Source organism: Ochrobactrum sp. PL_is483, assembly GCF_055816855.1.
On record NZ_JBVPGS010000036.1, the window covers coordinates 148,623 to 173,229 of the forward strand.

General features: G+C 58.8%; 25 protein-coding genes and 1 pseudogene. 18 read left to right on the forward strand and 8 right to left on the reverse strand.

From position 1 onward, the window contains the following. Nucleotides 1-40: 40 nt before the first annotated feature. A complete protein-coding gene (locus AC0TNJ_RS12380) occupies nucleotides 41-313 on the reverse strand; it encodes a hypothetical protein (protein ID WP_121982381.1) in 273 nt (90 codons plus the stop codon). A 386-nt stretch (nucleotides 314-699) separates the two neighbouring features. Between AC0TNJ_RS12380 and AC0TNJ_RS12385 the strand changes: the two genes are divergently transcribed. Further along, nucleotides 700-897 (forward strand): hypothetical protein, encoded by a 198-nt coding sequence (locus AC0TNJ_RS12385; RefSeq protein WP_473768024.1) that lies wholly within the window; start codon nucleotides 700-702, stop codon nucleotides 895-897. Here AC0TNJ_RS12385 and AC0TNJ_RS12390 read toward each other — a convergent pair. The 3 genes and pseudogenes from AC0TNJ_RS12390 to AC0TNJ_RS12400 all read right to left on the reverse strand — a co-directional run. Then, nucleotides 834-995, reverse strand: a pseudogene (locus tag AC0TNJ_RS12390) (flagellar basal body P-ring protein FlgI); the annotation flags it as partial. The gene AC0TNJ_RS12385 and the pseudogene AC0TNJ_RS12390 overlap by 64 nt on opposite strands. A 70-nt stretch (nucleotides 996-1,065) precedes the next feature. Then, nucleotides 1,066-2,073: a TraB/GumN family protein gene (locus AC0TNJ_RS12395; RefSeq protein WP_473771310.1), complete on the reverse strand. Its 1,008-nt coding sequence runs from the start codon at nucleotides 2,071-2,073 to the stop codon at nucleotides 1,066-1,068. A 42-nt stretch (nucleotides 2,074-2,115) separates the two neighbouring features. Continuing rightward, on the reverse strand, nucleotides 2,116-3,063 hold the full coding sequence (locus tag AC0TNJ_RS12400; protein ID WP_473768022.1) for a tyrosine recombinase XerC: 948 nt from the start codon (nucleotides 3,061-3,063) through the stop codon (nucleotides 2,116-2,118). A 171-nt stretch (nucleotides 3,064-3,234) separates the two neighbouring features. Here AC0TNJ_RS12400 and rimM point away from each other — a divergent pair, with 171 nt between their 5' ends. Genes rimM through AC0TNJ_RS12415 form a run of 3 tightly spaced genes read left to right on the forward strand, consistent with a single transcriptional unit; the run spans nucleotide 3,235 to nucleotide 4,879 of the window. Continuing rightward, nucleotides 3,235-3,804 carry a ribosome maturation factor RimM gene (gene rimM / locus AC0TNJ_RS12405; RefSeq protein WP_473768021.1) on the forward strand — a complete coding sequence of 190 codons (570 nt, stop codon included), beginning with the start codon at nucleotides 3,235-3,237 and terminating at the stop codon, nucleotides 3,802-3,804. Continuing rightward, nucleotides 3,801-4,532, forward strand: a complete 732-nt coding sequence (gene trmD, locus AC0TNJ_RS12410; protein ID WP_473771311.1) for a tRNA (guanosine(37)-N1)-methyltransferase TrmD — start codon at nucleotides 3,801-3,803, stop codon at nucleotides 4,530-4,532. The genes rimM and trmD overlap by 4 nt, the downstream gene beginning before the upstream one ends. Continuing rightward, entirely contained in the window at nucleotides 4,529-4,879 is a 351-nt protein-coding gene (locus tag AC0TNJ_RS12415) for a DUF4260 domain-containing protein (protein WP_473771312.1), read from the forward strand. Before trmD ends, AC0TNJ_RS12415 begins: the two co-directional genes overlap by 4 nt. Nucleotides 4,880-4,957: 78 nt before the next feature. Here the strand turns inward: AC0TNJ_RS12415 and AC0TNJ_RS12420 are convergent, their stop codons facing one another. Further along, complete coding sequence (locus AC0TNJ_RS12420) at nucleotides 4,958-6,421, reverse strand: NCS1 family nucleobase:cation symporter-1 (protein WP_473771313.1); 1,464 nt, start codon at nucleotides 6,419-6,421, stop codon at nucleotides 4,958-4,960. A 327-nt stretch (nucleotides 6,422-6,748) separates the two neighbouring features. Between AC0TNJ_RS12420 and rplS the strand changes: the two genes are divergently transcribed. The 3 genes from rplS to AC0TNJ_RS12435 all read left to right on the forward strand — a co-directional run bounded on the left by rplS (nucleotide 6,749) and on the right by AC0TNJ_RS12435 (nucleotide 10,189). Next, a complete protein-coding gene (gene rplS, locus AC0TNJ_RS12425; protein ID WP_121999913.1) occupies nucleotides 6,749-7,189 on the forward strand; it encodes a 50S ribosomal protein L19 in 441 nt (146 codons plus the stop codon). Nucleotides 7,190-7,399: 210 nt separating this feature from the next. Continuing rightward, nucleotides 7,400-8,809 (forward strand): 3-isopropylmalate dehydratase large subunit, encoded by a 1,410-nt coding sequence (gene leuC, locus AC0TNJ_RS12430; RefSeq protein WP_473768017.1) that lies wholly within the window; start codon nucleotides 7,400-7,402, stop codon nucleotides 8,807-8,809. A gap of 174 nt (nucleotides 8,810-8,983) precedes the next feature. Next, nucleotides 8,984-10,189 (forward strand): GGDEF domain-containing protein, encoded by a 1,206-nt coding sequence (locus AC0TNJ_RS12435; RefSeq protein WP_121999916.1) that lies wholly within the window; start codon nucleotides 8,984-8,986, stop codon nucleotides 10,187-10,189. Nucleotides 10,190-10,195: 6 nt separating this feature from the next. On the opposite strand, the gene AC0TNJ_RS12440 is transcribed toward AC0TNJ_RS12435, so the two are convergent. Beyond that, a complete protein-coding gene (locus tag AC0TNJ_RS12440) occupies nucleotides 10,196-10,555 on the reverse strand; it encodes a hypothetical protein (protein ID WP_473771314.1) in 360 nt (119 codons plus the stop codon). A 162-nt stretch (nucleotides 10,556-10,717) separates the two neighbouring features. On the opposite strand from AC0TNJ_RS12440, the gene AC0TNJ_RS12445 reads away from it, so the two are divergent. The 6 genes from AC0TNJ_RS12445 to AC0TNJ_RS12470 all read left to right on the forward strand — a co-directional run bounded on the left by AC0TNJ_RS12445 (nucleotide 10,718) and on the right by AC0TNJ_RS12470 (nucleotide 15,507). Then, nucleotides 10,718-11,176 carry a GNAT family N-acetyltransferase gene (locus tag AC0TNJ_RS12445; RefSeq protein WP_006470954.1) on the forward strand — a complete coding sequence of 153 codons (459 nt, stop codon included), beginning with the start codon at nucleotides 10,718-10,720 and terminating at the stop codon, nucleotides 11,174-11,176. A gap of 355 nt (nucleotides 11,177-11,531) precedes the next feature. Then, nucleotides 11,532-11,930 (forward strand): succinate dehydrogenase, cytochrome b556 subunit, encoded by a 399-nt coding sequence (gene sdhC, locus AC0TNJ_RS12450; RefSeq protein ID WP_006470953.1) that lies wholly within the window; start codon nucleotides 11,532-11,534, stop codon nucleotides 11,928-11,930. A gap of 14 nt (nucleotides 11,931-11,944) precedes the next feature. Further along, complete coding sequence (gene sdhD, locus AC0TNJ_RS12455) at nucleotides 11,945-12,340, forward strand: succinate dehydrogenase, hydrophobic membrane anchor protein (protein WP_473771315.1); 396 nt, start codon at nucleotides 11,945-11,947, stop codon at nucleotides 12,338-12,340. A 7-nt stretch (nucleotides 12,341-12,347) separates the two neighbouring features. Further along, complete coding sequence (gene sdhA, locus AC0TNJ_RS12460) at nucleotides 12,348-14,189, forward strand: succinate dehydrogenase flavoprotein subunit (protein WP_121999918.1); 1,842 nt, start codon at nucleotides 12,348-12,350, stop codon at nucleotides 14,187-14,189. Nucleotides 14,190-14,204: 15 nt separating this feature from the next. Continuing rightward, complete coding sequence (locus AC0TNJ_RS12465) at nucleotides 14,205-14,984, forward strand: succinate dehydrogenase iron-sulfur subunit (protein WP_121999919.1); 780 nt, start codon at nucleotides 14,205-14,207, stop codon at nucleotides 14,982-14,984. Between the two features lie 151 nt (nucleotides 14,985-15,135). Beyond that, a complete protein-coding gene (locus AC0TNJ_RS12470; RefSeq protein ID WP_473771316.1) occupies nucleotides 15,136-15,507 on the forward strand; it encodes a VOC family protein in 372 nt (123 codons plus the stop codon). Between the two features lie 46 nt (nucleotides 15,508-15,553). Here AC0TNJ_RS12470 and AC0TNJ_RS12475 read toward each other — a convergent pair whose 3' ends face one another. Together AC0TNJ_RS12475 and AC0TNJ_RS12480 are read right to left on the reverse strand one after the other, a co-directional pair. Continuing rightward, nucleotides 15,554-15,991, reverse strand: a complete 438-nt coding sequence (locus AC0TNJ_RS12475) for an OsmC family protein (RefSeq protein WP_473768013.1) — start codon at nucleotides 15,989-15,991, stop codon at nucleotides 15,554-15,556. 67 nt (nucleotides 15,992-16,058) lie between these two features. Then, entirely contained in the window at nucleotides 16,059-17,303 is a 1,245-nt protein-coding gene (locus tag AC0TNJ_RS12480) for a ubiquinone biosynthesis hydroxylase (protein WP_473771317.1), read from the reverse strand. Nucleotides 17,304-17,619: 316 nt separating this feature from the next. Between AC0TNJ_RS12480 and tesB the strand changes: the two genes are divergently transcribed. The 5 genes from tesB (at nucleotide 17,620) to AC0TNJ_RS12505 (ending at nucleotide 24,546) form a co-directional block, all read left to right on the forward strand. Next, entirely contained in the window at nucleotides 17,620-18,522 is a 903-nt protein-coding gene (gene tesB, locus AC0TNJ_RS12485; protein WP_121999924.1) for an acyl-CoA thioesterase II, read from the forward strand. A gap of 300 nt (nucleotides 18,523-18,822) precedes the next feature. After that, nucleotides 18,823-20,124, forward strand: a complete 1,302-nt coding sequence (locus AC0TNJ_RS12490) for an ammonium transporter (protein WP_473771318.1) — start codon at nucleotides 18,823-18,825, stop codon at nucleotides 20,122-20,124. Between the two features lie 218 nt (nucleotides 20,125-20,342). Beyond that, nucleotides 20,343-22,913: a DNA translocase FtsK gene (locus AC0TNJ_RS12495; protein ID WP_473771319.1), complete on the forward strand. Its 2,571-nt coding sequence runs from the start codon at nucleotides 20,343-20,345 to the stop codon at nucleotides 22,911-22,913. 64 nt (nucleotides 22,914-22,977) lie between these two features. Continuing rightward, a complete protein-coding gene (locus AC0TNJ_RS12500) occupies nucleotides 22,978-23,649 on the forward strand; it encodes an outer membrane lipoprotein carrier protein LolA (RefSeq protein ID WP_473771320.1) in 672 nt (223 codons plus the stop codon). A gap of 90 nt (nucleotides 23,650-23,739) precedes the next feature. Further along, on the forward strand, nucleotides 23,740-24,546 hold the full coding sequence (locus AC0TNJ_RS12505) for an exodeoxyribonuclease III (protein WP_473768007.1): 807 nt from the start codon (nucleotides 23,740-23,742) through the stop codon (nucleotides 24,544-24,546). Nucleotides 24,547-24,607 lie beyond the last annotated feature (61 nt).

Sequence of the window (24,607 nt, forward strand, 5' to 3'; positions counted from 1 at the left end):
ATTGTAAAAAGGCCCGCGCGTGCGGGCCTTTTTTTGATGTCTAGTTCTGCGCTGGCGGGTTGGCCGGGGGAGCTGGAGCCGGCGTTGCAGGCTCGCTCTGTGTCGCCGGTGGCGGCGAAGGTGGAGCGGAAGTATCGGTCCCGCTGCCATTGCGGTAGAAGAAGTAGCCCAGAAGGATGATCGCAGCCAGAAGCACCGCGCCAAGCAGATAGCCGCTTCCGCCGCGATTGGGCGGTGGCGGCGGCATTCCGGTTTGGCCAGTCGGGTCCGAAAGGTGCGGATCTCTGGTTCGCGGGTCGAGGGGATCAACCATATCGGGTTCCTCCAATGGTTCCTTCCATCATCGAAGCGATAGCCGGGAAGCGTCGGTTGGCCGGGTATTGGGTCATTCATGAACCGCTTCAGCACCAACCGCATCATGTTGCGAAAACACACCCGGTATATAACAATGCGAAAAGGAGAGGATCGTTCCGAAAACTCCAAGATAAGAAAGGAGTACGGATTGATAGGTCTGCGGGCGGGCGCGGTGAATATGCCGTTAACCCCAGCGAAACTGCCTATCGCTATGTATATTCAATCACGGAAGTGATCCGGCAAGCCGGATTATGATCGATCAACTGGCCATGCAGGTTTTATCACTGTAAAGCTGGATCATCACAAGCGCTTAAAAGCCACGCCGAAATTTAAGGAAAAGATATTATGCCTTCGAAAGAAAATATGAAAACCATTGAGCGCTTCGAAAAGCTCTCGTCGCTTTTGCGCGATGAACAGTTCAAGCTTCTGGATGAAGCAGCCAGAGAAGAAGCGCTTCCGGGAAAATCCATACTGAGACAGATTGCCGAACTCGAACTCAATATTACTGCCATTGAAAATAGTATCACCGATCTTAGAGCCTGAAACAAAAAGCGGCAGGCCGAGGCGAAAATGGCGATTTACGAGTACCGGAGCGCAGTGTGCTTAACGTACATGAGTACCGGAACGCAGAAAATTGCCATTTGCAGACCGGAATGGCGACTTTTGGAACAGGCTCTTAGAGCCGGTTAGAAATATTCAGCCACATGGGTCCTATAGCGGGATTACCCGATAGCCCTTTGCGCGCAGCAATTCGATTATACCGTCCTTGCCCGGCAGATGTAGCGCGCCCACCGCAATAAAAGCATTTCCCTTGTCGATGATCGGGACGGCGCGATCAGCCATGAGGTGATTCCGGTCCGAAATGAGATATTTTAAGAATAAATCATAGTCATCGTCGGAAAGGCTGTCGGGAACAATTTTCCGGAGCGCCGGCATGATCATCCCGATTTCACCATCGAGATAGAGGGCAGTCGTCGTCTCCATGGCATCCTCGATCGCGTCGCCATAATCGATGGTGGCGACAAGGCTGCGGAGGTGGAAATCGAGCGGCATCCGGTTCATCGCGGTGAGCTGCTCTTCCGCGCTTTCAAGGCCCTGAACATCGCGGCCTTCGGCCTGTGCATCGAGGGCAAGCTTTTCATCGAGCGATTTCTCGCCTTCGCCTTGCCGCTCCCTCTCGCATTTGGGAAGGGCCAGCAAGCTGGATAGCACCCATGGTTTCATTTTGGCGACCGCGTCGAGAACAATGCCGCGTTCCGCGAGCTTCCGTTCGATTTCCTCACGCCGTTGCTCGGGGAGATGCGATTTGAGCGTGGTGCCGTCGGTGAAAAGCAGCAGCTCGGGTTGCTCCAGTCTGACACGCAGGAAAAACTTCGGGTCCAGAATATCGGTCGTTTCCACGACGACGGTGCTTGCCGATCGATAGGCCTCGTCGGTGGCTTTCGACAGCGTCAGGACGCGGGGATCGGAAAAATGCATTGTGCCGAAGAGATAGGATGGCTCGACGCCCTGCTTGTCGATTTTCCAGAGAAGCCCTTTGCGATTGGGAATCTTATCGGCGTCTCGCTGCAATTCCTGCCAGCTTGCCGGGTCTCTCGTCTCCAGTCCCTCCATGAGATTGACGCCGTGCGGGGTGCAAGCGGCGGATACATTGTCGGCGCGAGCGGGGATTGTGCCTGCAAGACAAGCAAGGAGAAGGGTGAGAAGCAGCTTTTTCATGAGGGCAATATAAGACCGTTTTTCACAGATGCGAGACCAATATCAAGCGCGCGGATGTGCCTTGTCGTAAACTTCCAGAAGCCGCTCGGTATCCACGCCGGTATAGACCTGCGTAGTTGAAAGGCTTGCATGGCCAAGCAGTTCCTGAATGGTCCTGAGATCGCCGCCGCGACCCAGAAGGTGGGTGGCGAAGGAATGGCGCAGCGCATGCGGCGTCGCACTGTCGGGCAGGCCGAGACCGGCGCGCAGCTTCTGCATTTCGCGCTGGATGATCGCCGCATGAAGAATGCCGCCCTTGGCGCCGCGAAAAAGCGGCTTGTCGGCGGTAAGGTCGAATGGGCAAAGCGCCCGATATTGGGCGACGGCGCGATGCACGACGGGCAGCAACGGCACGAGACGGGCCTTGTTGCCCTTGCCCGTGATGGTGATCGAAAGGGCGGTGCTGTCGGATAAAGCGTCACCCATGAGGCCAAGCGCTTCTGAAATGCGCAGGCCGCAGCCATAGAGCAATGTCAGAACGGCGGCGTTGCGCGCGGCGATCCATGGTTCCTCCGCCATCTGCCCGTCGGCGGCGACCACGCGGCGGGCATCTTCGGCAGTCAGCGGTTTCGGCAGGGATTTTGGCTGTCGCGGCGCGCGCATGGCACTTGCGCCCGCTGCATTGGCAAGGCCGCGTTTTTCCAGATGGCGCAGCAGCGAGCGAACACCGGCAAGACCACGCCCCAGCGTTCTGGCGCCGACGCCGTCATTGCGGCGGCTGGCCAGAAAGGAGCGCAGATCGGCGATCCGCAGATTGCCGACATCTTTCAGCGATGGCGGCTCGCCCAGATGGCCGGTCAGGAAATTGAGAAACTGGCGCGTGTCGCGTTCATAGGCTTCGAGCGTATTTTCGGACAGGCGGCGCGCATCTTTCAGCGTCTTCAGCCATTCTTCCCGCGCGGCTGCGAGGTCGGCGCGGGCAGGGATCAGAAATTCGCTGTTCGTCGTCATAATCAGGCCGATCGTTCACTCTGGATTCGCGTGCAGTCTGCCAGCGATAGGTTACCGGCTGGTTTTCGTGGGTTGAAGAGCGATTTTCTGACGAAATGACGTGAAAAAGACCGACGAAAGAGCTATTGAACGAAAAATAGTCCTCTCCGTGCAGCAGAAACAAGGTTGGCAATGCCGCGTCCAGAAAACCCGATCCAGCTCGCCGTCATCGGTGCCGCCCATGGCACGCGTGGCGAAGTGCGAGTGAAGACCTTTACCGGCGATCCGCTGGCCATCGCCGAATACGGCCTGCTTTATGACGAACAGGGCAAGAGCTACGAGGTTCTGGAAGCGCGTCCTGCAAAGACCGTGGTGGTCGTGCGGTTCAAAGGCATCAATGACCGCAATGCCGCCGAAGCGCTGAACGGGATCGAGCTTTTCATCGATCGTTCGCAACTGCCGGATGACGAACTGGATGAAGACGAATTCTTCCAGACAGACCTCATCGGCCTGCTGGCGGTGGATGCCGAAGGCAAGACCTATGGCGTGGTGAGCGCGCTCTTCGATTTCGGCGGCGGCGATCTCATCGAGCTATCCGAAAAGGGCAAGCGCCCGATGCTCATTCCGTTCACGGAAGCGGCCGTGCCGGAGATCGATTTCGACAAGGGAACATTGCTGGTCGAGCCCTATGCCGCCGGATTGATCGCCGACGATGAGGACGAGCGTCCGCAAAGCGAAAAGAAAAAGCCGAAGAAGTCATGACCGAAGTTTCGAAGGTCGATGATGAGGCCGGTTTCTTTCATGCATCCGTGCTGACGCTTTATCCGGAAATGTTTCCCGGACCGCTTGGCGCTTCGCTTGCGGGCAAGGCGCTCGGTGAAGCCAAATGGCGGCTCGATGCGGTGCAGATACGCGATTTTGCGGAAGGGCGGCATCGTATGGTGGACGATACGCCATCTGGCGGCGGCGCCGGCATGGTGATGAAGCCGGACGTTATCGCCCGCGCGCTGGATTCGGTTGCCGACGGTCAGCGTCCGATGCTTGTGATGAGCCCACGCGGAAAGCCGCTGACGCAAAAGCGCGTTCGCGAACTGGCCGAAGGGCCGGGCGCGATCATTCTCTGCGGGCGTTTCGAAGGCGTGGATGAACGCGTGATCGAGGCGCGCAATCTCGAGGAAGTATCGATTGGCGATTACATCCTGTCGGGTGGAGAGACTGCGGCCATCGTGCTGCTCGATGCCATTGTGCGGCTTTTGCCGGGCGTGATGGGCAATCGCGAATCCGGCGAGACGGAGAGTTTCGAGACCGGCCTGCTCGAACATCCGCACTACACCCGCCCGCAGGTTTGGGAAGATCGGCCCATTCCCGAAATCCTGACCTCCGGCAATCATGGTGCCATTGACAAATGGCGGCACGAACAGGCTGAGCGGATCACCAGGGAGCGGCGTCCCGATCTTTGGGAAGCCTATTGCGAGGGAAAGCGCAAATGAACCTGATCCAGCGGCTCGAAAGTCTTTCCCTCGCGCTGCTGGCGCTCGGAGCCTATTGGGTCAGTGGCGCAAGCTGGTGGCTCTTCGCCATTCTCATCCTTGCGCCCGATCTTTCGTTCTTCGGCTATGTGAGGGGACCGCGTACAGGCGCGGTCGTCTATAATATTGCTCATAGCTGGATCGGCGTGGTGTTGGTGGCGGTGCTTGGCTGGGCCATGAACTGGCCGCTTTGCCTCGCAATTGCGCTGATCTGGGCCGTGCATATCGGCGTCGACCGTGCACTCGGTTATGGTCTCAAATATGGATCAGGATTTCAGGATACGCATCTGGGCCGGATTGGCCGTTAGATCGCCGATCTGATGTTTTGTTGGATGCGCTCTAAATGAAAATGCCCGGCAGATGCCGGGCATTTTCGTCTCTTTTTGTCAGGCAGAGTGCTGATTTGCAGGACTGCGAAGTTCTGTTTGCGACTTACGCAGGATAAAATAGACGCTGCCGCCAATAGCCACGCCGAAGAACCAGCCATAGGTCGCCCACCAGCTCGGCAGAAGATTGGTGGCCATTGGCAGGACGGATGAGAACAGGGCGCCGATAGCAAAAGCGATGAAAGCCTTGACGTGCCAGCCATTCTGGAACCGGAACTCACCGTTTTCCTGATAAAGATCGGCCACATTCAACTGTCCGCGACGCAGCAGATAATAATCGACCATCATGATTCCGAAGATCGGGCCCATGGTGGAGCCGAGGAAGTTGACGAAATGGGCTGCGCCGGTTTCCCACGGGGCAAACGGATAGAGGATCAATGCGATCAATGCTGCGATGACACCGCCCCGCTTGAACGAGACTTTCTGCGGCAATGTGTTGGAGAAGTCGAAGGCGGCGGAAACGAAGTTCGCAACCACATTGATGCCGAGCGTGGCGACGGTGAAAGTCAGCGCGGCAAGCAGTGCAAGGAACCAGCTATCGAACTTTGCCGAAATCTGGTCGGGATGAAGCAGCACTTCGCCATAGACTGTGAAGGCAGCGGTGGTGGTGACGCCGGCGACAAGGCAGAAGGCCAGAAGATTGACCGGCAGGCCCCAAAGATTGCCGCGCCGCAAGGATGCTTCGTCCTTGGCATAGCGCGAGAAGTCGCAGAAGTTCAGATAGAGTGCCGCAAAATAGGTGATCCACGTGGCCGCGACGGCAGCGAGTGCCGCAAACGAACCCGGCTCGCCGGTAACGCCTGCATCTTTTGTTTTCTCGAGAAGCACATCGCGCGGAATTTCGCTGCCGAAAGAAAACGTGCCGGCCTTGATAACCAGATAAACGGCCAGGATCAGCATCATGATCCAGACTGCCGGACCGGCCCAGTCCTGGAATTTGCGGACAGTTTCCATGCCGCGCTGGATGATGAGAAGCTGGGCTGCCCAAACCAGGACATAGCAGATGACTTCGAGGGTCGAGTGGCCGAGCAGATGGCTGTTCTGGTGAAAGGACAGCATGCTTTCGTTGCGGATAAGCAGCGCGACGATGGCGCCGGAGGCGGCAGCGGTCTGCGCGCCATACCAGAAACAGGCGACGACACCGCGCACGAGGGCTGGAAAATTGGCTCCGAACGTGCCGAACGATGCCCGCGCCAGCACCGGAAAAGGCACGCCTGTCCGCACGCCGGCATTACCGACGAGAGTCATCAGGAAGAAGATGACCAATGATCCTGCACCGATCGCTATAACAAAGTTCAGAAAACTGCCGCACAAAAGAAACAGGCTTGCGGCAAGATAATAGCCCCAAAGGCTATGAACATCCGATGTCCAGACGTTGAAAATGCTGAAGGCGCCCCATTTGCGTTCTTCGGCTGGTGCCAAATCCTCATTGTACAATGAGGGTGATGGATTTTTGATTGTCATACTGTCCCCTTATTAGCTACAACTTTTATAGTTGTTTACGATTTGTATTTTTATTGTTGACGATAGTTGTGGCACAGTCTTTCCAGGCTGGCTACGAAAAATTATGACAGGGCGTGACAAACGGGTCGTGATGCTGTATGTGCCTGCCAGTTCGGGAAATCCCGACATTGTAATACCTCGTTCGGGCAAAGCCCGAGGCGTCCCAAACCAATAAATGGTGTACCGCTCCTGCCTGAATTTGAAGGCATAGCCACAGGGCCAAGGATTGCTTGGTGGCAAGTGCAGAGCGCTCTGACTGTTTGAGAAGAATGCAGAAGGAGAAAGACGATGACCGATATCATTCGTCAGCTTGAAGCCGAACAGGCAGCAAAGATCGAAGAAAAGCGCAAGCTTCCGGATTTCCAGCCAGGCGACACCGTTCGCGTTCAGGTTCGCGTGACCGAAGGTACGCGTACCCGCGTGCAGGCCTATGAAGGCGTCTGCATCGCCCGTTCCGGCGCTGGCCTCAATGAAAACTTCACCGTTCGCAAGATTTCCTATGGCGAAGGCGTGGAGCGCGTATTCCCGGTTTACTCCCCAGTCGTTGAAGGCGTTGAACTGGTTCGCCGCGGCAAGGTTCGTCGCGCGAAGCTTTACTACCTTCGTGGCCTCACCGGTAAGGCTGCGCGTATTGCTGAAAAGAAGGACAACCGCACCAAGGCCGAGCGCGAAGCTGACAAGCGCGCCGCCGAGCGCGATGCCGCCGCAAAGGCCGCTGCTGCTGAATAAGTTTCACAGCATCCTGTTTAAAGAAGGCGGCCTCTGGTCGCCTTTTTTATTTGCCAAAAATGAAGCCTTGCGTAACATATTGCATAATTGCGCCAAAATCTCGCAAGATTGTTACTGCGACACCCTGTGGCGGTTTCTGTTTCTTGACGAAACGCCAAGGCGGGTGCATATGACAGGCCGAATTAAGAACCGTTCAAAGGAACTCTCGCAATGAGCGCGCCGCGTACACTTTATGACAAGATCTGGGACGACCATGTAGTGGATCAGCAGGAAGACGGAACCTGCCTCCTTTATATTGATCGCCATCTTGTGCACGAAGTGACGAGCCCGCAGGCTTTCGAAGGCCTGCGCATGGCTGGCCGCAAGGTGCGCCATCCTGAAAAGACGCTGGCCGTTGTCGATCACAACGTTCCGACCTCGCCGGATCGCATCAACGGCATCAAGAACGAGGAAAGCCGCATTCAGGTCGAGGCTCTGGCCAAGAATGCCGCTGATTTCGGCGTCGAATATTATTCCGAGCGTGACCGCCGTCAGGGCGTCGTGCACATCGTCGGCCCGGAGCAGGGCTTTACGCTGCCGGGCATGACCATCGTCTGCGGTGACAGCCACACCTCCACGCACGGCGCTTTCGGTTCGCTGGCGCATGGTATTGGCACGTCCGAGGTGGAACATGTTCTGGCAACCCAGACGCTGATCCAGAAGAAGGCCAAGAACATGCTGGTGCGTGTGGATGGCAAGCTGGCTCCGGGCGTCACCGCCAAGGACATCACGCTCGCCATCATCGGCGAAATCGGCACCGCGGGCGGCACTGGCTATGTGATCGAATATGCGGGCGAAGCCATTCGCGCCCTGTCGATGGAAGGCCGCATGACGGTCTGCAACATGTCGATCGAAGGCGGCGCCCGCGCGGGTCTCATCGCGCCGGACGAAACGACCTTCGCCTATATCAAGGACAAGCCGCGCGCGCCGAAGGGCGAAGCGCTGGATCAGGCGATTTCCTACTGGAAGACGCTGCATTCGGATGAAGGCGCGCATTTCGACAAGATCGTCGAACTCGATGCCGCCAAGATTTCCCCGGTCGTATCCTGGGGTTCCTCGCCGGAAGACGTGGTCTTCGTCACCGACATCGTTCCGAATCCGGACGAGATCAAGGACGAGACCAAGCGGGCATCGAAGTGGCGCGCTCTGGACTATATGGGCCTGAAGCCCGGCACCAAGATGACCGATATCAAGATCGACCGCGTCTTTATCGGCTCCTGCACCAATGGCCGTATCGAGGACCTGCGCGACGCTGCGCGCATGGCTGCGGGCAAAAAGGTTGCCGCTGGCGTCAGCGCCATGATCGTGCCGGGTTCGGGTCTGGTGAAGGAACAGGCGGAAGCCGAAGGCCTCGACAAGATCTTTATCGAAGCCGGGTTCGACTGGCGTGAGCCGGGCTGCTCCATGTGCCTTGCCATGAACGACGATCGTCTGAAGCCGGGCGAACGCTGCGCTTCCACCTCGAACCGCAATTTCGAAGGCCGTCAGGGCTTCAAGGGCCGTACGCATCTCGTGTCGCCCGCCATGGCCGCCGCTGCCGCGATTGCCGGACATTTCGTCGACATTCGCGAGTGGAACTAGAGCATTTCCGAACCAAAAGGTTCCTCGAAGGCTCTTGGAAGATCAAACCGCCGGTTCATCCCGGCGGTTTTTCGTTGGCTGTAGATTAGCAGGTTTTTCACGCTTTGATTGTATGGGTGTGGCGGGGTGGCTGTCGGCGGAAGTCCTTGAGTGCCGGCACGGGGAAGAGCATCGATGAATGGAGCCGACTTTATCCTGTTGATCAACATGACCGTTTCCGGTCTGTTTGCTTTCGCATTTCTCGGCATTGCCGTTTATGCGCGGGATAATGCTGCGGCGCCGGTCTTTGCCTTGGGCTTTATTTTCGCAATGCTCTATTTCCTGACCGAGCTTGCCATGCCCTCCATTCCCAATCCCCGCATCGGCTACATGCTCGCCTTTACGGCCTATTATCTGGCCTTGTCCTGTCTGGTTGTCGGTTTGGCCCGAATGTATGCCCGGCCTGTGCCATGGATAGCGCTCGGGCTTCTGACCATTGCGTCGCTTGCCGTGGTCTACGGCATATATGACATCGCCCGTAGCCAGATGATCGGCATGCTGCTTTATCAGACGCCCTATTTTCTGGTGCTTCTGCTCGCTGTGTGGGTGATCCTGCGCGTGGATCGCAACGCCATCGACACGCTCATGGCGGTGCTGTTCGGCGTCAGCGCCGTCCATTTCCTGTTCAAGCCCGTTATCGCCGTGTTGTCCGGAGGCGCAGGCGCTGAGCCGGCCGACTATATCGATACGACCTATGCGATGTTCTCGCAGTCGATTGGTGCTGCGCTTTCGGTTGCTGGCGGCTTGCTCCTGCTGTTGAGCCTGATGCGGGAGCTGATCACCGATATGCAGATACGTTCGGAAACGGATCAGCTTTCCATGCTGCTCAACCGGCGCGGTTTCGAGTTTCGCGCCGAAGCGGCAATTGAAAAGTCGAAGCGCATGCGGCAGGCTTTGTCGCTGGTCCTGTGCGACATCGATCACTTCAAGGCCATCAACGACACGCACGGCCACGCTCTGGGGGATCGCGTCATCGCCGCCTTCTCCGCTGAACTGCGCAAAGCGGCGAGCGTCAAGGGCGGCATTGCCGCCCGTGTCGGCGGTGAGGAATTCGCGATCATCCTACCGGGAAACACGATCCAATCGGCATGGCGATTCGCGGACAAGACGCGGCTTGTCTGTCGCGATATTCGTATTGCGGGCAGGAACGGGGAGATCGAGTTCACAGCAAGCTTCGGCGTCGCGGAAATGGAATTCGATGATGTATTTTCCGATCTCTATAAACGCGCGGATGGCGCGCTTTATGAAGCGAAAAAGGGCGGGCGCAACAATGTGCGCACGGCGCTGCCGATACTGGCCGACGAAAACGTGCTGGAATTCCGGTCAATGACGGGGCGTTGAACAGCCCTATTGATAGCCGCAATTGGCGTGGTCCAGAACCAGCGTTTCTCCGCGATCGAGCCCGTACATGAAGGCGCGCCCGCGCAGCACGACCGCGCTTTCGCAATTGCTGTTGGGCTTGTCGACGATATAGGCAACCGCGCGATCTCGCGGCGCGGTAATCACCTTCATGCGTTGCGGCGAGGAGGAAACTGTCTTCTGCGCCGCGCCGACCCGGATGATCTTCGCGCCATTGTCCGGCATCTGGATGACAAGATTTCCCGAGGCATCGATGGAGCGTGTCGCATCGTCGGCCCGTGCGGCACCGGCGAGCGCAAGCACGCCGACGACAGCCGCGCCAAAGATTGTCCGTCTGTGTTTTGCCATCGTTGTTCGAGCCTCGTCGACGGTGATCACCAGGAGAATGCGGACTATCTTAACTCTTTCTTTACCTTTGTCATCCGTGCTGGCTACAATCGAACCGGTCTTCCGTGCGCTGCTGCTTCGCAGGCTGCGTGCGGAACGGCCGGAAACGCCAAGGAACGTCCAATGACCAAAGATCATGCTGTCGATATTGCGCTCCTCCATCTGCGGGATGCCCATGAGTTCGCGCCGCTGCTGGCAAGCTATGCGCAGGCGCTGAAGCGCGGTGCTCCGCGCCGCCCCGATGATTTCTATGCCGAGCATCTGCTTCAGGACCGTGCCGCTGAAACGCTGGGAGCCCGGGTCGACGGAAATCTGGTCGGTTTCGTGATCTTTTACGATCTGCCCGAACCGGTGACCGGCCTGCGTGCAGGGCAGGTCGATCATATTTATGTGCACCACGATCATCGTGGAAAAGGCATCGCCAAGGCGCTGATCGACGTGCTGGCCGACAAGGCCGAGGAGCGCAGCTGGTCCAAGCTGGTGCTCAACGCCCCGCGCGTTCCGGAAGACGGGCGCAAGCTCTATGAACAGATTGCGACGGCTGCCGACTGGTCGAGCTATGTGATTCGATTCGGCAATTGATCGATTTCGCAAAAGTGGATGAAATTACACATGTTTTTGCCGGTTGCGGTCTTCAATCGTTTGAATGCCGCAATCACGCGAATGTGTCGCCGAGGTGCGACCAATTGTTAGTCTTTTCGTGAAAAAGCTTCTTTGACGTGATGGTAAAAGAGCAGTAGAAAGCGCCACATAGGGCCGTACGCCACGGTCCAGCCATATTTTCTTGGGTCGTACCGGCGCGGGATCGTAAAGTCCGGTTCCCTGTGCCTCGGACGGCGTCGAACCGGGGTTCGTGAGAGCCCGCAACCTGGCTGCCTTGCTGATCGTCGTCAGCGGGGTGTGGCCGGAGAGAAACGTCAGGGAAGCCTACAGAGCCATGACACAACCGACTGTAACGCGCCAGCGTCCTTTGTCGCCGCACCTGTCTATCTACAAGCCGGTCATTACGATGACGATGTCTATCGTCCATCGCATCACGGGCGGCGCACTTTACTTCGGCACCCTGCTGCTGGCGGCCTGGCTGATTTCGGCTGCGGTCAGCGAAGAGTGCTTCAACACCGTCAATGCATTGTTCTCGTCCTGGATCGGCCGCCTGATCCTGTTCGGCTATACATGGGCGCTTCTGCACCATCTGGCTGGCGGCGTTCGCCACCTGATCTGGGATACGGGCGCAGGCCTTGAAAAGCACACCGCTTCCAGGATCGCCTGGACGACCGTCGTTTTCTCCGTCATCGCCACGATCCTCGTATGGGTCGTCGCCTATTCGGTGCGCTAAGGGGAGCTGGTTTCATGAACGGTATGAACAATGATATGCGCACCCCGCTCGGCAAGGTCCGGGGCCTGGGGTCGGCCAAGGAGGGCACCGGCCATTTCTGGTATCAGCGCCTGAGCGCGGTCGCCCTTGTGCCGCTGGTCATGTTTTTCATCGGCCTGGTCGTTTCGCTCAATGGCGCAAGCTATGCGGAAGTCCGGGCTGCTCTTTCGCATCCATTCACTGCCATCGTGATGGCGCTGTTCGTCCTGACCGGCGTCTACCACATGCGTCTGGGGATGCAGGTCATTATCGAAGATTATGTGCATGGCGAAGGCATAAAGGTCGTGCTGGTGATGCTGAACAGCTTCTTTACGGCTGTTGTCGGCTTCGCCTGCATTTTTGCGATCCTCAAGCTGAGCTTCGGAGGTTGATAGCCCGATGGCTAGTGCAGTAAACAATGCGGCGCCTGCCGCTGCAAGCAAGTACACCTATGTCGATCACAAGTTCGACGTGGTGGTCGTCGGGGCTGGCGGTGCTGGCCTGCGCGCAACGCTCGGCATGGCCGAGCAGGGCCTGAAGACGGCTTGCATCACCAAGGTTTTCCCGACCCGTTCGCATACGGTCGCCGCACAGGGCGGCATTGCCGCTTCGCTCAAGAACATGGGCCCGGACAGCTGGCAGTGGCATATGTACGATACCGTCAAGGGATCGGACTGGCTCGGCGATACCGATGCGATGGAATATCTGGCGCGCGAAGCGCCTGCCGCCGTCTACGAGCTTGAGCATTACGGCGTGCCGTTCTCGCGCACGGAAGAAGGCAAGATCTATCAGCGCCCGTTCGGCGGCCACATGCAGAATTTCGGCGACGGCCCTCCGGTCCAGCGCACCTGCGCTGCCGCCGACCGTACCGGCCACGCGATCCTGCACACGCTCTACGGCCAGTCGCTCAAGAACAACGCGCAGTTCTTCATCGAATATTTCGCGCTTGATCTCATCATGACCGACGGTGTGTGCACCGGCGTTGTGGCGTGGAACCTCGATGACGGCACCATCCATCGCTTCTCCGCCAAGATGGTGGTTCTGGCGACGGGCGGTTATGGCCGCGCCTATTTCTCGGCAACCTCGGCGCATACCTGCACCGGCGACGGTGGCGGCATGGTGGCACGCGCCGGCCTGCCGCTGCAGGACATGGAATTCGTGCAGTTCCATCCGACCGGCATTTATGGCGCGGGCTGCCTCATCACCGAAGGCGCGCGCGGCGAAGGCGGCTATCTGGTCAATTCCGAAGGCGAGCGCTTCATGGAACGTTATGCCCCTTCGGCCAAGGACCTTGCCTCGCGTGACGTTGTTTCGCGCTGCATGACCATGGAAATCCGTGCTGGTCGCGGCGTCGGCAAGAACAAGGATCACATCTTCCTGCATCTTGACCATCTCGATCCGGCTGTTCTGCATGAGCGCCTGCCGGGCATTTCCGAGTCGGCAAAGATTTTTGCAGGCGTGGATGTGACCAAGGAACCGATCCCGGTTCTGCCGACCGTTCACTACAATATGGGCGGCATTCCGACCAATTACTGGGGCGAAGTGCTGAACCCGACCGCCGACGATCCGGACCGCGTGCAGCCGGGCCTGATGGCCGTTGGCGAAGCGGGCTGCGCTTCGGTGCACGGTGCGAACCGTCTCGGCTCCAACTCGTTGATCGATCTGGTGGTGTTTGGCCGTGCGGCTGCCATCCGCGCCGGTCAGGTCATCGACCGCAAGTCGAAGATTCCCGATCTCGACCTTGCTGCCTGCGACAAGATCATGGAGCGCTTTGATCGCCTGCGTTTTGCCAACGGCTCCCAGCCGACCGCGGAACTGCGCGAAAAGATGCAGCGCACCATGCAGGAAGATGCCGCGGTGTTCCGCACCTCGGAATCGCTCAAGCAGGGCGTCGAGCGCATGGAAAAGCTCTGGAAGGAGCTGCCGGATGTCAAGGTTACTGACCGGTCGATGATCTGGAACTCCGATCTGGTGGAAACGCTGGAGCTGGAGAACCTGATGGCCAATGCGCTGACGACGGTTGTTTCGGCAGAAGCGCGTCAGGAAAGCCGCGGCGCCCATGCGCATGAGGATTTCCCGGATCGCAACGATGCCGAATGGCGCAAGCACACCCTGTCCTGGCTGTCGCCGGATGGCAAGGTCAAGCTTGATTACCGTCCTGTCCACCTCGATCCGTTGACGACGGAAGAGGAAGGCGGCATCAGCCTCGCCAAGATTGCGCCGAAGAAGCGCGTTTACTAATCAAGGGAAAGAGCAATGGTTGAACTCGCACTTCCCAAGAATTCCCGCATGCAGGAGGGCAAGACCTGGCCCCGTCCTGATGGCGCCAAGCGCGTCACGGAATTCCGTATCTATCGCTGGTCGCCCGACGATGACGCCAATCCGAGCATCGACACCTATTATGTTGATCGCGACGATTGCGGTCCGATGGTGCTGGATGGTCTTCTCTATATCAAGAACAAGATCGACCCGACGCTGACGCTGCGCCGGTCGTGCCGTGAAGGCATTTGCGGTTCCTGCGCCATGAATATCGATGGCGCGAATACGCTGGCCTGCACCAAGGGCATGGACGACATCAAGGGCGCCATCAAGGTCTATCCGCTGCCGCACATGCCGGTGGTGAAGGATCTTGTGCCGGACCTCAGCAATTTCTATGCCCAGCATCGTTCCATTGAGCCCTGGCTCAAGACGGTTTCGCCGGAGCCGCAGAAGGAATGGCTGCAAAGCCATGAGGATCGCCAGAAGCTTGACGGCCTCTACGAATGCATTCTGTGCGCCTGCTGCTCGACTTCGTGCCCGAGCTACTGGTGGAATGGCGACCGCTATCTCGGCCCCGCCGTGCTGCTTCAGGCCTATCGCTGGCTGATCGATAGCCGCGACGAAGCCAAGGGCGAACGCCTCGACAATCTCGAGGACCCGTTCCGGCTCTATCGCTGCCACACGATCATGAACTGCGCGCAGACCTGCCCGAAGGGCCTGAACCCTGCCAAGGCGATTGCCGAAATCAAGAAGATGATGGTCGAGCGCCGCGTGTAATTGCGAGATCGGTTCCAAGAACCAAGAGGGGGAAGGTCTAAACCTTCCCCCTTTTTCTTTACCTAAACTTTGGTTCACCTTCGTAGAAGGCTTGATCTTTGTAGAGGCGCCGATATCTCATTAGGGCATATCCATCGGAGACAGGGCAATCATGCTCGATCATATCGGATTCAACATTTCCAGCATGCCCAAGTCGCGGGCTTTTTATGATGCGGCGCTGGCGCCGCTCGGCATAGGCCGCGCCATGGAATTCGGCGATTGGGTGGGATATGGCCGCAATGGCAAGCCGGAATTCTGGATCGGCAGGCAGAAGGGTGCGAAGCTGGAGGGCGTGCTTCATGTCGCTTTTTCGGCTGGGACCCGCTCCGAGGTGGACCGCTTTTATGAAGCAGCCATTGCCGCTGGCGGCAAGGACAATGGCAAGCCCGGTCTGCGGGCCGATTATCATCCCGACTATTACGCCGCCTTTGTCATCGATCCGGACGGCCACAATATCGAGGCTGTCTGCCACCTGCCGGAATAAAAAAGCGAGCTTGCGCCCGCTTCTTATCCCCGCAACTTATACTCGTTCAAGCCAGTTTTGCGTCCAACGTTACCTCGATAGCGCCCAACGCTTTTGAAAGCGGGCAGGACTGCTTGGCCTTGTTCGCAAGCGTCTCGAAATCCTCCGCCGAGATACCGGGGATTTTGGCGTTGAGCGTGAGTGCGCTGCGGCTGATTTCAAAGCCGCCGCCGGAAGCCGGGCCGATGCTGACGACTGCGGTTGCCTCAAGCTTTTCGGGCGGAGTGCCGTGCTCTGTCAGGAGGGCTGAAAGCTGCATGGCGAAACAGCCTGCATGGGCGGCGCCCAGAAGCTCTTCCGGATTGGTGCCGGAGCGACCGCTTTCGTCCTGAAAACGAGCCTTGAAATCGTAGGGCAGATCCTTCAGTGCACCGCTTTGCGTGTTGAGGGTGCCTTTGCCTTCCTTCAGCGTGCCTTGCCAGACGGCGGTTGCTTTTCTGTCCATGGGAAGCTCTCCTCTCGGTTGGGGTTTCCGCTACCGATATAGGGCAGTCCAGGAACGGGTCCAGCGCTCAGATGGCCTGTCCTTTCAACAGGCGCGGTGTATCGCCTGAAAGGCCCGCAGCCTGCTTGATGAAGAAGGACTTTAGCGCTGGAACCCGGTCGACAAGACCAAGCCCGATATCGCGGATTGAGCGGATGGCCGGATTGTCGTTGGAGAAAAGCCGGGTCAGGACGTCGGTGGTGACGCCCATCTGCACCGTATCGAAGCGGCGCCACGACTGATAGCGTTCAAGGGCTGCGAAAGATCCGATATCGAGGCCAAGGCGATCCGTTTCGACCACCACTTCGGCAATCGCCGCCGCGTCGCGGAAACCGAGGTTGAGGCCCTGACCGGCGATAGGATGGATACGATGTGCTGCGTCGCCCACCAGCACGAAGCGCGGCTTCACGAATTCGCGCGCCAGCGTGAGGCCGAGCGGGAAGGCGCGGCGCGGCCCTTCGACATGCAGGGCGCCCAGACGATGGCCGAAGCGCTGTTCCAGTTCAGCTTCGAACACGAAATCATCCTCGCGGATGAGCCGCTCGGCATCCGCCGTGCGCTCGGTCCAGACCAGTGAGCTGCGATTGCCCTTCAGCGGAAGGATCGCAAATGGACCGGCGGGCAGAAAATGCTCATCGGCACGGCCGCCATGCGGGCGCTCGTGCGCCACATTGCAGACAATGCCCGACTGGCCATAATCCCAGTTCACGGTCTTGATGCCCGCCAGATCGCGCAGCCGCGAGCGCGCGCCGTCGGCAGCGATCAAGAGGCGCGTTTCCAGCCTGTCGCCATTGGACAGCGCAACGGTCACGCTTTCGGGCCGGGTTTCGAAATTGTCGACGCTCACCGCCTCAAGGAAGACAATACCGAGGGCATCCGCCTTGTTGTGCAATGCCGTGTTGAGCACACGGTTCTCGACCATATGGGCGAAAGGCTCGCCCGGTTCCGCTTCTCCCTCGAAGGTGAGGAACACGGGACGGACCGGATCGGATGTTCGCGAATCGGTGATGACCATTTCGGTGATAGGCTGGGCATCCGGCAGAATTTCCTGCCAGCAGCCGAGCTTGTCGAGCATCCGCGAGGCGGCCGCGGCGATGGAGGAGGCGCGGGGATCGTTTTTCCAGGCGCCCGCAGGCGCGCCGTCGATCACCGTCACGGAAAGGTGCGGGGCCGCTGACCTGATTGCGACCGCCGTGACAAGGCCGACATAGCCGCCGCCTGCAATCACCACATCGTTATTGCGCGCTGCTTCCTGCTTTTTCCGGACGGCCATTTGTCATTTCCTTTCGAGAATCTATCTCACGATAGCATTTCCAGCAAAAGTGCGAAGCGGTTTTGCGCGAGGCAAATGCTTGGAAACAAAGAGATAGAGCGGTTGCGCGATTCTGGTTTAGCTGGAACCGCTCACGCGCTGTTTTGACATATATCGCCGGTCAGGGAACCCGATATTTTGCCGCGGTGCATGCCGAAACCTGCCGTCTGCTCCGCGGCCAGGGACAGCTTTTCCCGCGCGGTTCTTGACAGGTTCCAACGCTCCGGCTCAAACAAGAACCCGAAGCATATATATGGTTGCAGGAGACAGGCTGTCCATGTCCGATGAAGAAAAGTCCGGTATCGAGCAGACGGCGGCAATGCGCGAACTGCTATCGATCCTCGATCTCGAAACGCTTGAGGTGGACCTGTTCCGGGGCAACAGCCCGCAGGTGGGCTGGCAGCGGGTTTTCGGGGGGCAGGTGATTGGGCAGGCGCTGATTGCCGCGCAGCGCACAGTCGAACCGGAGCGCCATGTGCACTCGCTCCATGCCTATTTCGTGCGGCCCGGCGATCCGGCCATCCCCATCGTCTATGAGGTGGACCGCATCCGTGATGGTTCCAGCTTCAGCACCCGGCGCGTTCTGGCCAAGCAACATGGCAAGGCAATTTTCTCGTTATCCGCTTCGTTCCAGATCGACGAAGGCGGGCTTGAGCATCAGATGCCGATGCCGGAAGGGTTGCCTATGCCCGAGCAACTCGTCGGCGATCGCGACATCAAGGAACAATATCTCCATATGGCGCCGCCCAATGTCCGCAAATACTGGGAGCGGGAACGGCCCATCGAGATCAAGCCCGTATCGCTGACCCATTATTTCTCGCGGGAGAAACTCGAGCCCGTCCAGCATGTATGGGTCAGGGCGCGCGGCATTGTGCCGGATGACCGGGCACTGCAAGCCGCCATTCTCGCCTATCTTTCCGATATGACGCTGCTCGACACGTCGCTTCATCCGCATGGCCGGACTATTTTCGATCGCGACATGCAGGTGGCGAGCCTCGACCACGCCATGTGGTTTCATCGACCGTGCAGGCTCGATGACTGGCTTCTCTATACCCAGGATACGCCGAGCGCTTCAGGCGCACGCGGCTTCAATCGCGGCGCGCTCTACACCCGCGATGGCGTGCTGATCGCATCAGTCGCGCAGGAAGGCCTGATCCGCGTGCACGAGGAAAAGAAATGATTAATTATTAATCATGAGCTGAATAGGCGATTAAATTTGAGGCATTTCGCTGTTGGCTGGCGAGATGCCGAGGGGTAAAAAGCGAATCGAATGAATCAGTTAAGGCATCATTCGGTCTGAAGCTGCATCCGTGGCACCACGTTCCTAGCTGCGAATTTCCGCATCCGGCGTGCCGAATGTCATAAAATTTGCGGTTAGTTTGCCTGCTTCGGCCAACTGGCATGAATTTTGTTTCTCTCTGTTTGAACCGGTCTTTCCAGCGCAGCCGCGTTTGAAGCCGCCCTTCGACGGAGATATTCGATGCTCATAACAGGAAGAAACAAGCAAACGGCCCTTCTGGCCAGCCTGCCCGCGCTCCTCGCCATGGCGGGAACGGCGAGGGCACAGGAGGCCGCCCCGACACCAACCCTCGATACGGGCGATACGGCGTGGATGCTGACTTCAACCGCGCTGGTGTTGATGATGACGATACCGGGTCTGGCGCTGTTCTATGGCGGCATGGTGCGCAAGAAGAACGTGCTGTCCACAGTGATGCAGAGCTTTGCGATCACCTGCCTCATGTCCGTTCTGTGGATGGTTGCAGGCTATTCGCTCGCCTTCACTGATGGCGGTTCGCTGAATTCGTTTATCGGCGGGCTGTCCAAGGCGTTTTTCTCCGGCGTCACGATGGGATCGCTGACAGGGACCATTCCCGAATATGTGTTCATCACTTTCCAGATGACCTTTGCCGTCATCACGCCTGCGCTTATCGCCGGATCGTTTGCCGAACGCATGAAGTTTTCCTCCATGCTGGTGTTCCTGACGCTATGGCTGTTCATCGTCTATATCCCGGTTGCCCACTGGGTCTGGGGCGGCGGCTTCATGGCGTCGGATGGCGTGCTTGATTTTGCCGGCGGCACGGTTGTCCATATCAATGCCGGTGTCGCCGGTCTGGTGGCTGCCCTCATTCTCGGCAAGCGCGACGGCTACGGCCATACCAACATGGCACCGCATAATCTGGTGCTCTCGGTCATCGGCGCTGCCCTTCTGTGGGTCGGCTGGTTCGGCTTCAATGCGGGCTCTGCTGTCGGGGCCAATGCGCTTGCTGGCGTTGCCATGCTCAACACGCAGGTTGCGACCGCTGGTGCTGCGCTGGCCTGGATGTTCGTGGAATGGGCGGTTGCTGGCAGGCCAAGCGTGCTCGGCATTATTTCGGGCGCTGTCGCGGGGCTCGTCGCCGTCACGCCTGCCGCCGGTTTCGTAAATCCGACTGGCGCGCTCATCATCGGCATAGTGGCCGGTGCGGTCTGCTACGTGGCGGCTGTGAAGATCAAGCATGCGCTCGGGTACGACGATTCACTCGATGCCTTCGGCGTTCATGGTGTCGGCGGCTTCGTCGGCGCGGTGCTGACCGGCCTCTTTGCCGATGCGGCGATCAACCCGGCCAGCGAAGGCGCCACCATCGGCAAGCAGTTCTTCGGCGCTGCTGTCACGGTCGTCTACACGGCCATCGCCACCGCGATCATTCTTTACGTGGTCAAGGCCGTCATGGGCCTGCGGCCCAGCAAGCAGGCCGAGATCGAGGGGCTGGATATCGCGCTGCATGGGGAGTCGGTGCAGTGAGGATGGGAGTAGGGGAGTAGGGGAGTAGGGAGGTGTTTCCCTGCTTGTCGGGCTTTCGGAAGGCGCGGGCGATCCCCGCGCCTTTTCCTTTATTTGCCGAGCCTCATGCATGGTTAATGAGGAATTAACCATCCGACGATTAGGATCGGACCGATTCAATGTGCCCGGAGCAAGTCCGCTCAGGGGCCAGCAAATATTTTCGGTTCGGGACAGGCTATATGCGGCAAGGATATTCGCCCTCATACCCGCTGCGTGACGAGCGGATTACGGAAGACAGGCTGAAACTGGCCAATCTCTTCCGCAGGCAGTTCTATATCCTGTTTGGATTGGGGCTTCTGGCGCTCACCGGCATGGCTGTCGGCGCGCTGGCGACATGGAATGTCGCCGATCCGAGCTTCAGCCACGCGACCGACAATCCGGTAACGAATGCGCTGGGCTATCCCGGTGCTGTGTTCTCCGATATTGCCATGCAGTTTTTCGGCCTGGCGAGCGTTCCCGCCCTGCTTCCGCTTGCTGTCTGGTCGCTGCTGATGATGACGCGCGGTGGCATCGGGCGGGTGGCCAAGCGCAGTTTTGCGTGGCTGGGCGCCGCACTCCTGTTTGCGGCGATTGCCAGCTGCTTCGCGGTACCGGCAAGCTGGCCGATGCCGATTGGTCTCGGTGGCGTCTTTGGCGACATGATCCTGAAATTTCCGGGGCTTTTCCTTGGCAGTTTTCCGCAAGGGGCCATCGCCTCGGGCATTGCGCTCATCCTTGCTGTCCCGGCTTTCTGGCTCTGCCTTTTTGCCAGCGGCATCGTCGGGCGCGGGGCAGGTGTCGTCAATCCTGCGCAAGCCTCAGCCCGCCGCGGCGCGGAAGATGATGACTTTGCCCCAGATGAAGACGATGAAGCGTCCGCTGGTGGCGGTTTCCAGCTTGTCGGCGCGCTCACACATCTGGTTTTGACCACGACCGCCAATTTCAAGCGCCTGACCGGGCTTGGCCGTCGCCGCCCGCGCGAGGACGATTTCGACGATATGCGCGTGGTGCGCCGCAACGCCGAAGCGCGCAACGCGCCGCGCAGGGAACCGGGTTTCGGGGCGCCTGCCGCCGTCGACGACGCGCCGCCTTTCGATATGGACGATATGGATGACGACACGCCGCTCGCCGGTCAGGAATGGCATGATGCGCCGCCGCCTCGCGCCCGCAAGGCGCGTGTGGAACAGGCCGTACCGTCGCCGAAGCCCGGCCCGCGCGCCCAGCGCGAGGCGCAGCCCTCCTTCCTCAAGGACAATGGCGTTTTTGAAATGCCGTCGCTCCATTTCCTTGCCGAACCGAAGCTCGTTCAGCGCGACCCAGCGCTTTCCAAGGACGCGCTGGAACAGAATGCACGTCTGCTTGAAGGCGTGCTGGAAGATTTCGGCGTGCGCGGCGAAATCATCAATGTGAAGCCCGGCCCGGTGGTGACGCTTTATGAGCTTGAACCGGCTCCCGGCATCAAGTCCTCGCGCGTCATCGGCCTTGCCGACGACATTGCCCGCTCGATGAGCGCGATCGCGGCGCGCGTTGCGGTCATTCCGGGCCGCAACGCCATCGGTATCGAACTGCCGAACCCGAAGCGCGAAATGGTTTACCTGCGCGAAATGCTGGCAAGCCGCGACTTCGAGCAATCGAAGGCGAAGCTGGCGCTGGCGCTCGGCAAAACCATCAATGGCGAGCCGGTCATCGCCGATATCGCCAAGATGCCGCATGTTCTCGTGGCCGGCACCACCGGTTCGGGCAAGTCGGTGGCGATCAACACTATGATCCTGTCGCTGCTCTATCGCATGACGCCGCAGGAATGCCGCCTCATCATGATCGACCCCAAGATGCTGGAACTCTCCGTCTATGACGGTATTCCGCATCTGCTGACGCCGGTTGTGACCGATCCGAAGAAGGCGGTTGTCGCGCTCAAATGGACTGTGCGCGAAATGGAAGACCGTTATCGCAAGATGTCCAAGGTCGGCGTGCGCAACATCGACGGCTTCAACCAGCGTGTCGGTCTGGCGCAGAAAAAGGGCGAGCCGATTGCGCGTACCGTGCAGACCGGCTTTGACCGCAATACGGGCGAGGCGATCTACGAGACGGAAGAACTCGATCTCGAACCGATGCCCTATATCGTCGTGATCATCGACGAAATGGCCGACCTGATGATGGTCGCGGGCAAGGATATCGAAGGCGCGGTGCAGCGTCTGGCGCAGATGGCGCGTGCGGCGGGCATTCACGTCATCATGGCCACGCAGCGCCCCTCGGTCGATGTCATAACCGGCACGATCAAGGCCAATTTCCCGACACGTATTTCGTTTCAGGTCACATCGAAGATCGACAGCCGCACCATTCTGGGCGAGCAGGGCGCCGAACAGCTTCTCGGCCAGGGCGACATGCTCTTCATGGCTGGCGGTGGGCGCATCCAGCGCGTGCACGGCCCATTCGTTGGCGACGACGAGGTGGAGCGCATCGTGCAGCATCTGAAGCTTCAGGGCGTGCCGGAATATCTCGACGCCATCACCGAGGATGAAGACGACGACGAGGGCGGCAGCGGCCCGGCTGGTACCGGCAATCTGGAGGATTCCGACGATCCGTATGATCAGGCCGTTGCGGTGGTGCTGCGCGACAAGAAGGCTTCGACCTCCTATATCCAGCGTCGTCTGGGCATCGGCTATAATCGTGCCGCCTCCATCATCGAACGCATGGAAGAGGAAGGCATTGTCGGCCCCGCGAACCATGCCGGAAAGCGCGAAATACTGGTGCCCACCGAAGATGACTATTAATGGCCATACTAGCGCCAAACTGGCGGTCTAATTAGCTACCATGATGAAAAGAGAAAGTTTGTCGATGATGCTCTCCCGTTTGTCCGCATTTGCAAAAGCTGGCCGTCTCGCTGCTGTGCTGGGCATCGGAGCGCTAGGATTGGGCGTGGCGCTGCCGGTTCTGACGCCAGCCGTGGCGCAGGCTCAAGGGGCAGGCGGCAGTGGGGCTGCGGCACAGCAGATTGCCGATCATTTCTCGTCGGTGCGCACCATGACCGGCGAGTTCGTGCAGTTCGGCCCGAAGGGCGAGCAGACGGGCGGCACTTTCTATATCGAGCGTCCGGGCAAGATTCGCTTCAACTATAACAATTCCCCGATCCGGGTGATTTCCGATGGCGAATCGGTCGTCATCAACAATCGCAAGCTCGACACATGGGACCTCTATCCGCTTTCGAAGACGCCACTGAAACTGCTTCTGGCAGACCGCATTGATCTTGGTGGCGGCCGTCTTCAGAATGTGAAGCAGGAGCCGGACATGACCACGCTGGTGCTGGGCGACAAGTCGATCTTCGGCGATTCGAAAATCACCATGATGTTCGACCCCAAATCCTACGAGTTGAAGCAGTGGACCATCACCGACGCGCAAAAGCTCGACACCACTGTCATGATCTTCAACGTGCGCAGCGGCGTGCGTTTTACCGACGATATGTTCAAGATCGACTATCAGCGCATCGCCATGAAGCGTAAAGGTCAGTAGCCGTCAGTTTGTGACAGGCAATCCGTTTGCATTTGCCGGATAAATGATTAGGTTCGCGGCATCTTTTTCGTTGCTGCGAGTCCTATCTTCATGGCTTTTTCCGTTGCTACCTGGAACATCAATTCCGTTCGCCTGCGCATGCCGTTGGTCGAACAGTTTCTGCGCGATTATCAGCCGGATGTTCTGTGTCTTCAGGAAACGAAATGTCCCGACAATCTGTTTCCGGCCAAAGGGTTTCGCGCGCTCGGTTATGAACATATCGCGATCAGCGGACAGAAGGGCTATCATGGCGTGGCGACAGTTTCCAAGCGTCCGCTGACGGGCGTGGAAAAGATCGGTTTTTGCGATATGGGCGATTGCCGTCACCTGAGCGCGGTGGTGGAAGCAGGCGGCAAAAAGCTCCGCATCCATAATTTCTACGTGCCCGCGGGCGGGGATGAGCCGGACCCCGAGATCAACCCCAAGTTCGCGCACAAGCTGGCCTTTCTTGAGGAAATGCGTGCAATTGTGGCCGACCGGCAGGATGGGCTGTCATCTATCCTCGTTGGCGATCTCAACATCGCCCCGCTCGAAAACGATGTCTGGTCGCACAAGCAGCTTTTGAAGATCGTCAGCCATACGCCGATAGAGACCGAAACGCTGGAAGACCTGCGTGTGAAGGGCGGCTGGAGCGACCTGATGCGGCATCTGATTCCGGCAGACCAGAAAATCTTCACCTGGTGGAGCTATCGCGCCAAGGACTGGGATGAATCGGATCGTGGCCGCAGGCTGGATCACGTCTGGGGTTCCGCCGATCTTGAAGGGCATATGCAGGGTCTGCAAATCCTTCGCGATGCGCGCGGATGGGATCGTCCGTCCGATCACGTGCCAGTTATTGCGACATTCGATCTGGATTAACAGGATCGCAAGGCCTATATAGGACGCAGTCAAAACAAGGAGAGAAGAACGATGGATCGGA

Bases quoted from the DNA above. Each gene is read 5' to 3' on its own strand.
- AC0TNJ_RS12380 (WP_121982381.1), bottom strand. From the start codon at position 313: ATGGTTGATCCCCTCGACCCGCGAACCAGAGATCCGCACCTTTCGGAC.
- AC0TNJ_RS12385 (WP_473768024.1), top strand. From the start codon at position 700: ATGCCTTCGAAAGAAAATATGAAAACCATTGAGCGCTTCGAAAAGCTC.
- AC0TNJ_RS12395 (WP_473771310.1), bottom strand. From the start codon at position 2,073: ATGAAAAAGCTGCTTCTCACCCTTCTCCTTGCTTGTCTTGCAGGCACA.
- AC0TNJ_RS12400 (WP_473768022.1), bottom strand. From the start codon at position 3,063: ATGACGACGAACAGCGAATTTCTGATCCCTGCCCGCGCCGACCTCGCA.
- rimM (WP_473768021.1), top strand. From the start codon at position 3,235: ATGCCGCGTCCAGAAAACCCGATCCAGCTCGCCGTCATCGGTGCCGCC.
- trmD (WP_473771311.1), top strand. From the start codon at position 3,801: ATGACCGAAGTTTCGAAGGTCGATGATGAGGCCGGTTTCTTTCATGCA.
- AC0TNJ_RS12415 (WP_473771312.1), top strand. From the start codon at position 4,529: ATGAACCTGATCCAGCGGCTCGAAAGTCTTTCCCTCGCGCTGCTGGCG.
- AC0TNJ_RS12420 (WP_473771313.1), bottom strand. From the start codon at position 6,421: ATGACAATCAAAAATCCATCACCCTCATTGTACAATGAGGATTTGGCA.
- rplS (WP_121999913.1), top strand. From the start codon at position 6,749: ATGACCGATATCATTCGTCAGCTTGAAGCCGAACAGGCAGCAAAGATC.
- leuC (WP_473768017.1), top strand. From the start codon at position 7,400: ATGAGCGCGCCGCGTACACTTTATGACAAGATCTGGGACGACCATGTA.
- AC0TNJ_RS12435 (WP_121999916.1), top strand. From the start codon at position 8,984: ATGAATGGAGCCGACTTTATCCTGTTGATCAACATGACCGTTTCCGGT.
- AC0TNJ_RS12440 (WP_473771314.1), bottom strand. From the start codon at position 10,555: ATGGCAAAACACAGACGGACAATCTTTGGCGCGGCTGTCGTCGGCGTG.
- AC0TNJ_RS12445 (WP_006470954.1), top strand. From the start codon at position 10,718: ATGACCAAAGATCATGCTGTCGATATTGCGCTCCTCCATCTGCGGGAT.
- sdhC (WP_006470953.1), top strand. From the start codon at position 11,532: ATGACACAACCGACTGTAACGCGCCAGCGTCCTTTGTCGCCGCACCTG.
- sdhD (WP_473771315.1), top strand. From the start codon at position 11,945: ATGAACGGTATGAACAATGATATGCGCACCCCGCTCGGCAAGGTCCGG.
- sdhA (WP_121999918.1), top strand. From the start codon at position 12,348: ATGGCTAGTGCAGTAAACAATGCGGCGCCTGCCGCTGCAAGCAAGTAC.
- AC0TNJ_RS12465 (WP_121999919.1), top strand. From the start codon at position 14,205: ATGGTTGAACTCGCACTTCCCAAGAATTCCCGCATGCAGGAGGGCAAG.
- AC0TNJ_RS12470 (WP_473771316.1), top strand. From the start codon at position 15,136: ATGCTCGATCATATCGGATTCAACATTTCCAGCATGCCCAAGTCGCGG.
- AC0TNJ_RS12475 (WP_473768013.1), bottom strand. From the start codon at position 15,991: ATGGACAGAAAAGCAACCGCCGTCTGGCAAGGCACGCTGAAGGAAGGC.
- AC0TNJ_RS12480 (WP_473771317.1), bottom strand. From the start codon at position 17,303: ATGGCCGTCCGGAAAAAGCAGGAAGCAGCGCGCAATAACGATGTGGTG.
- tesB (WP_121999924.1), top strand. From the start codon at position 17,620: ATGTCCGATGAAGAAAAGTCCGGTATCGAGCAGACGGCGGCAATGCGC.
- AC0TNJ_RS12490 (WP_473771318.1), top strand. From the start codon at position 18,823: ATGCTCATAACAGGAAGAAACAAGCAAACGGCCCTTCTGGCCAGCCTG.
- AC0TNJ_RS12495 (WP_473771319.1), top strand. From the start codon at position 20,343: ATGCGGCAAGGATATTCGCCCTCATACCCGCTGCGTGACGAGCGGATT.
- AC0TNJ_RS12500 (WP_473771320.1), top strand. From the start codon at position 22,978: ATGATGCTCTCCCGTTTGTCCGCATTTGCAAAAGCTGGCCGTCTCGCT.
- AC0TNJ_RS12505 (WP_473768007.1), top strand. From the start codon at position 23,740: ATGGCTTTTTCCGTTGCTACCTGGAACATCAATTCCGTTCGCCTGCGC.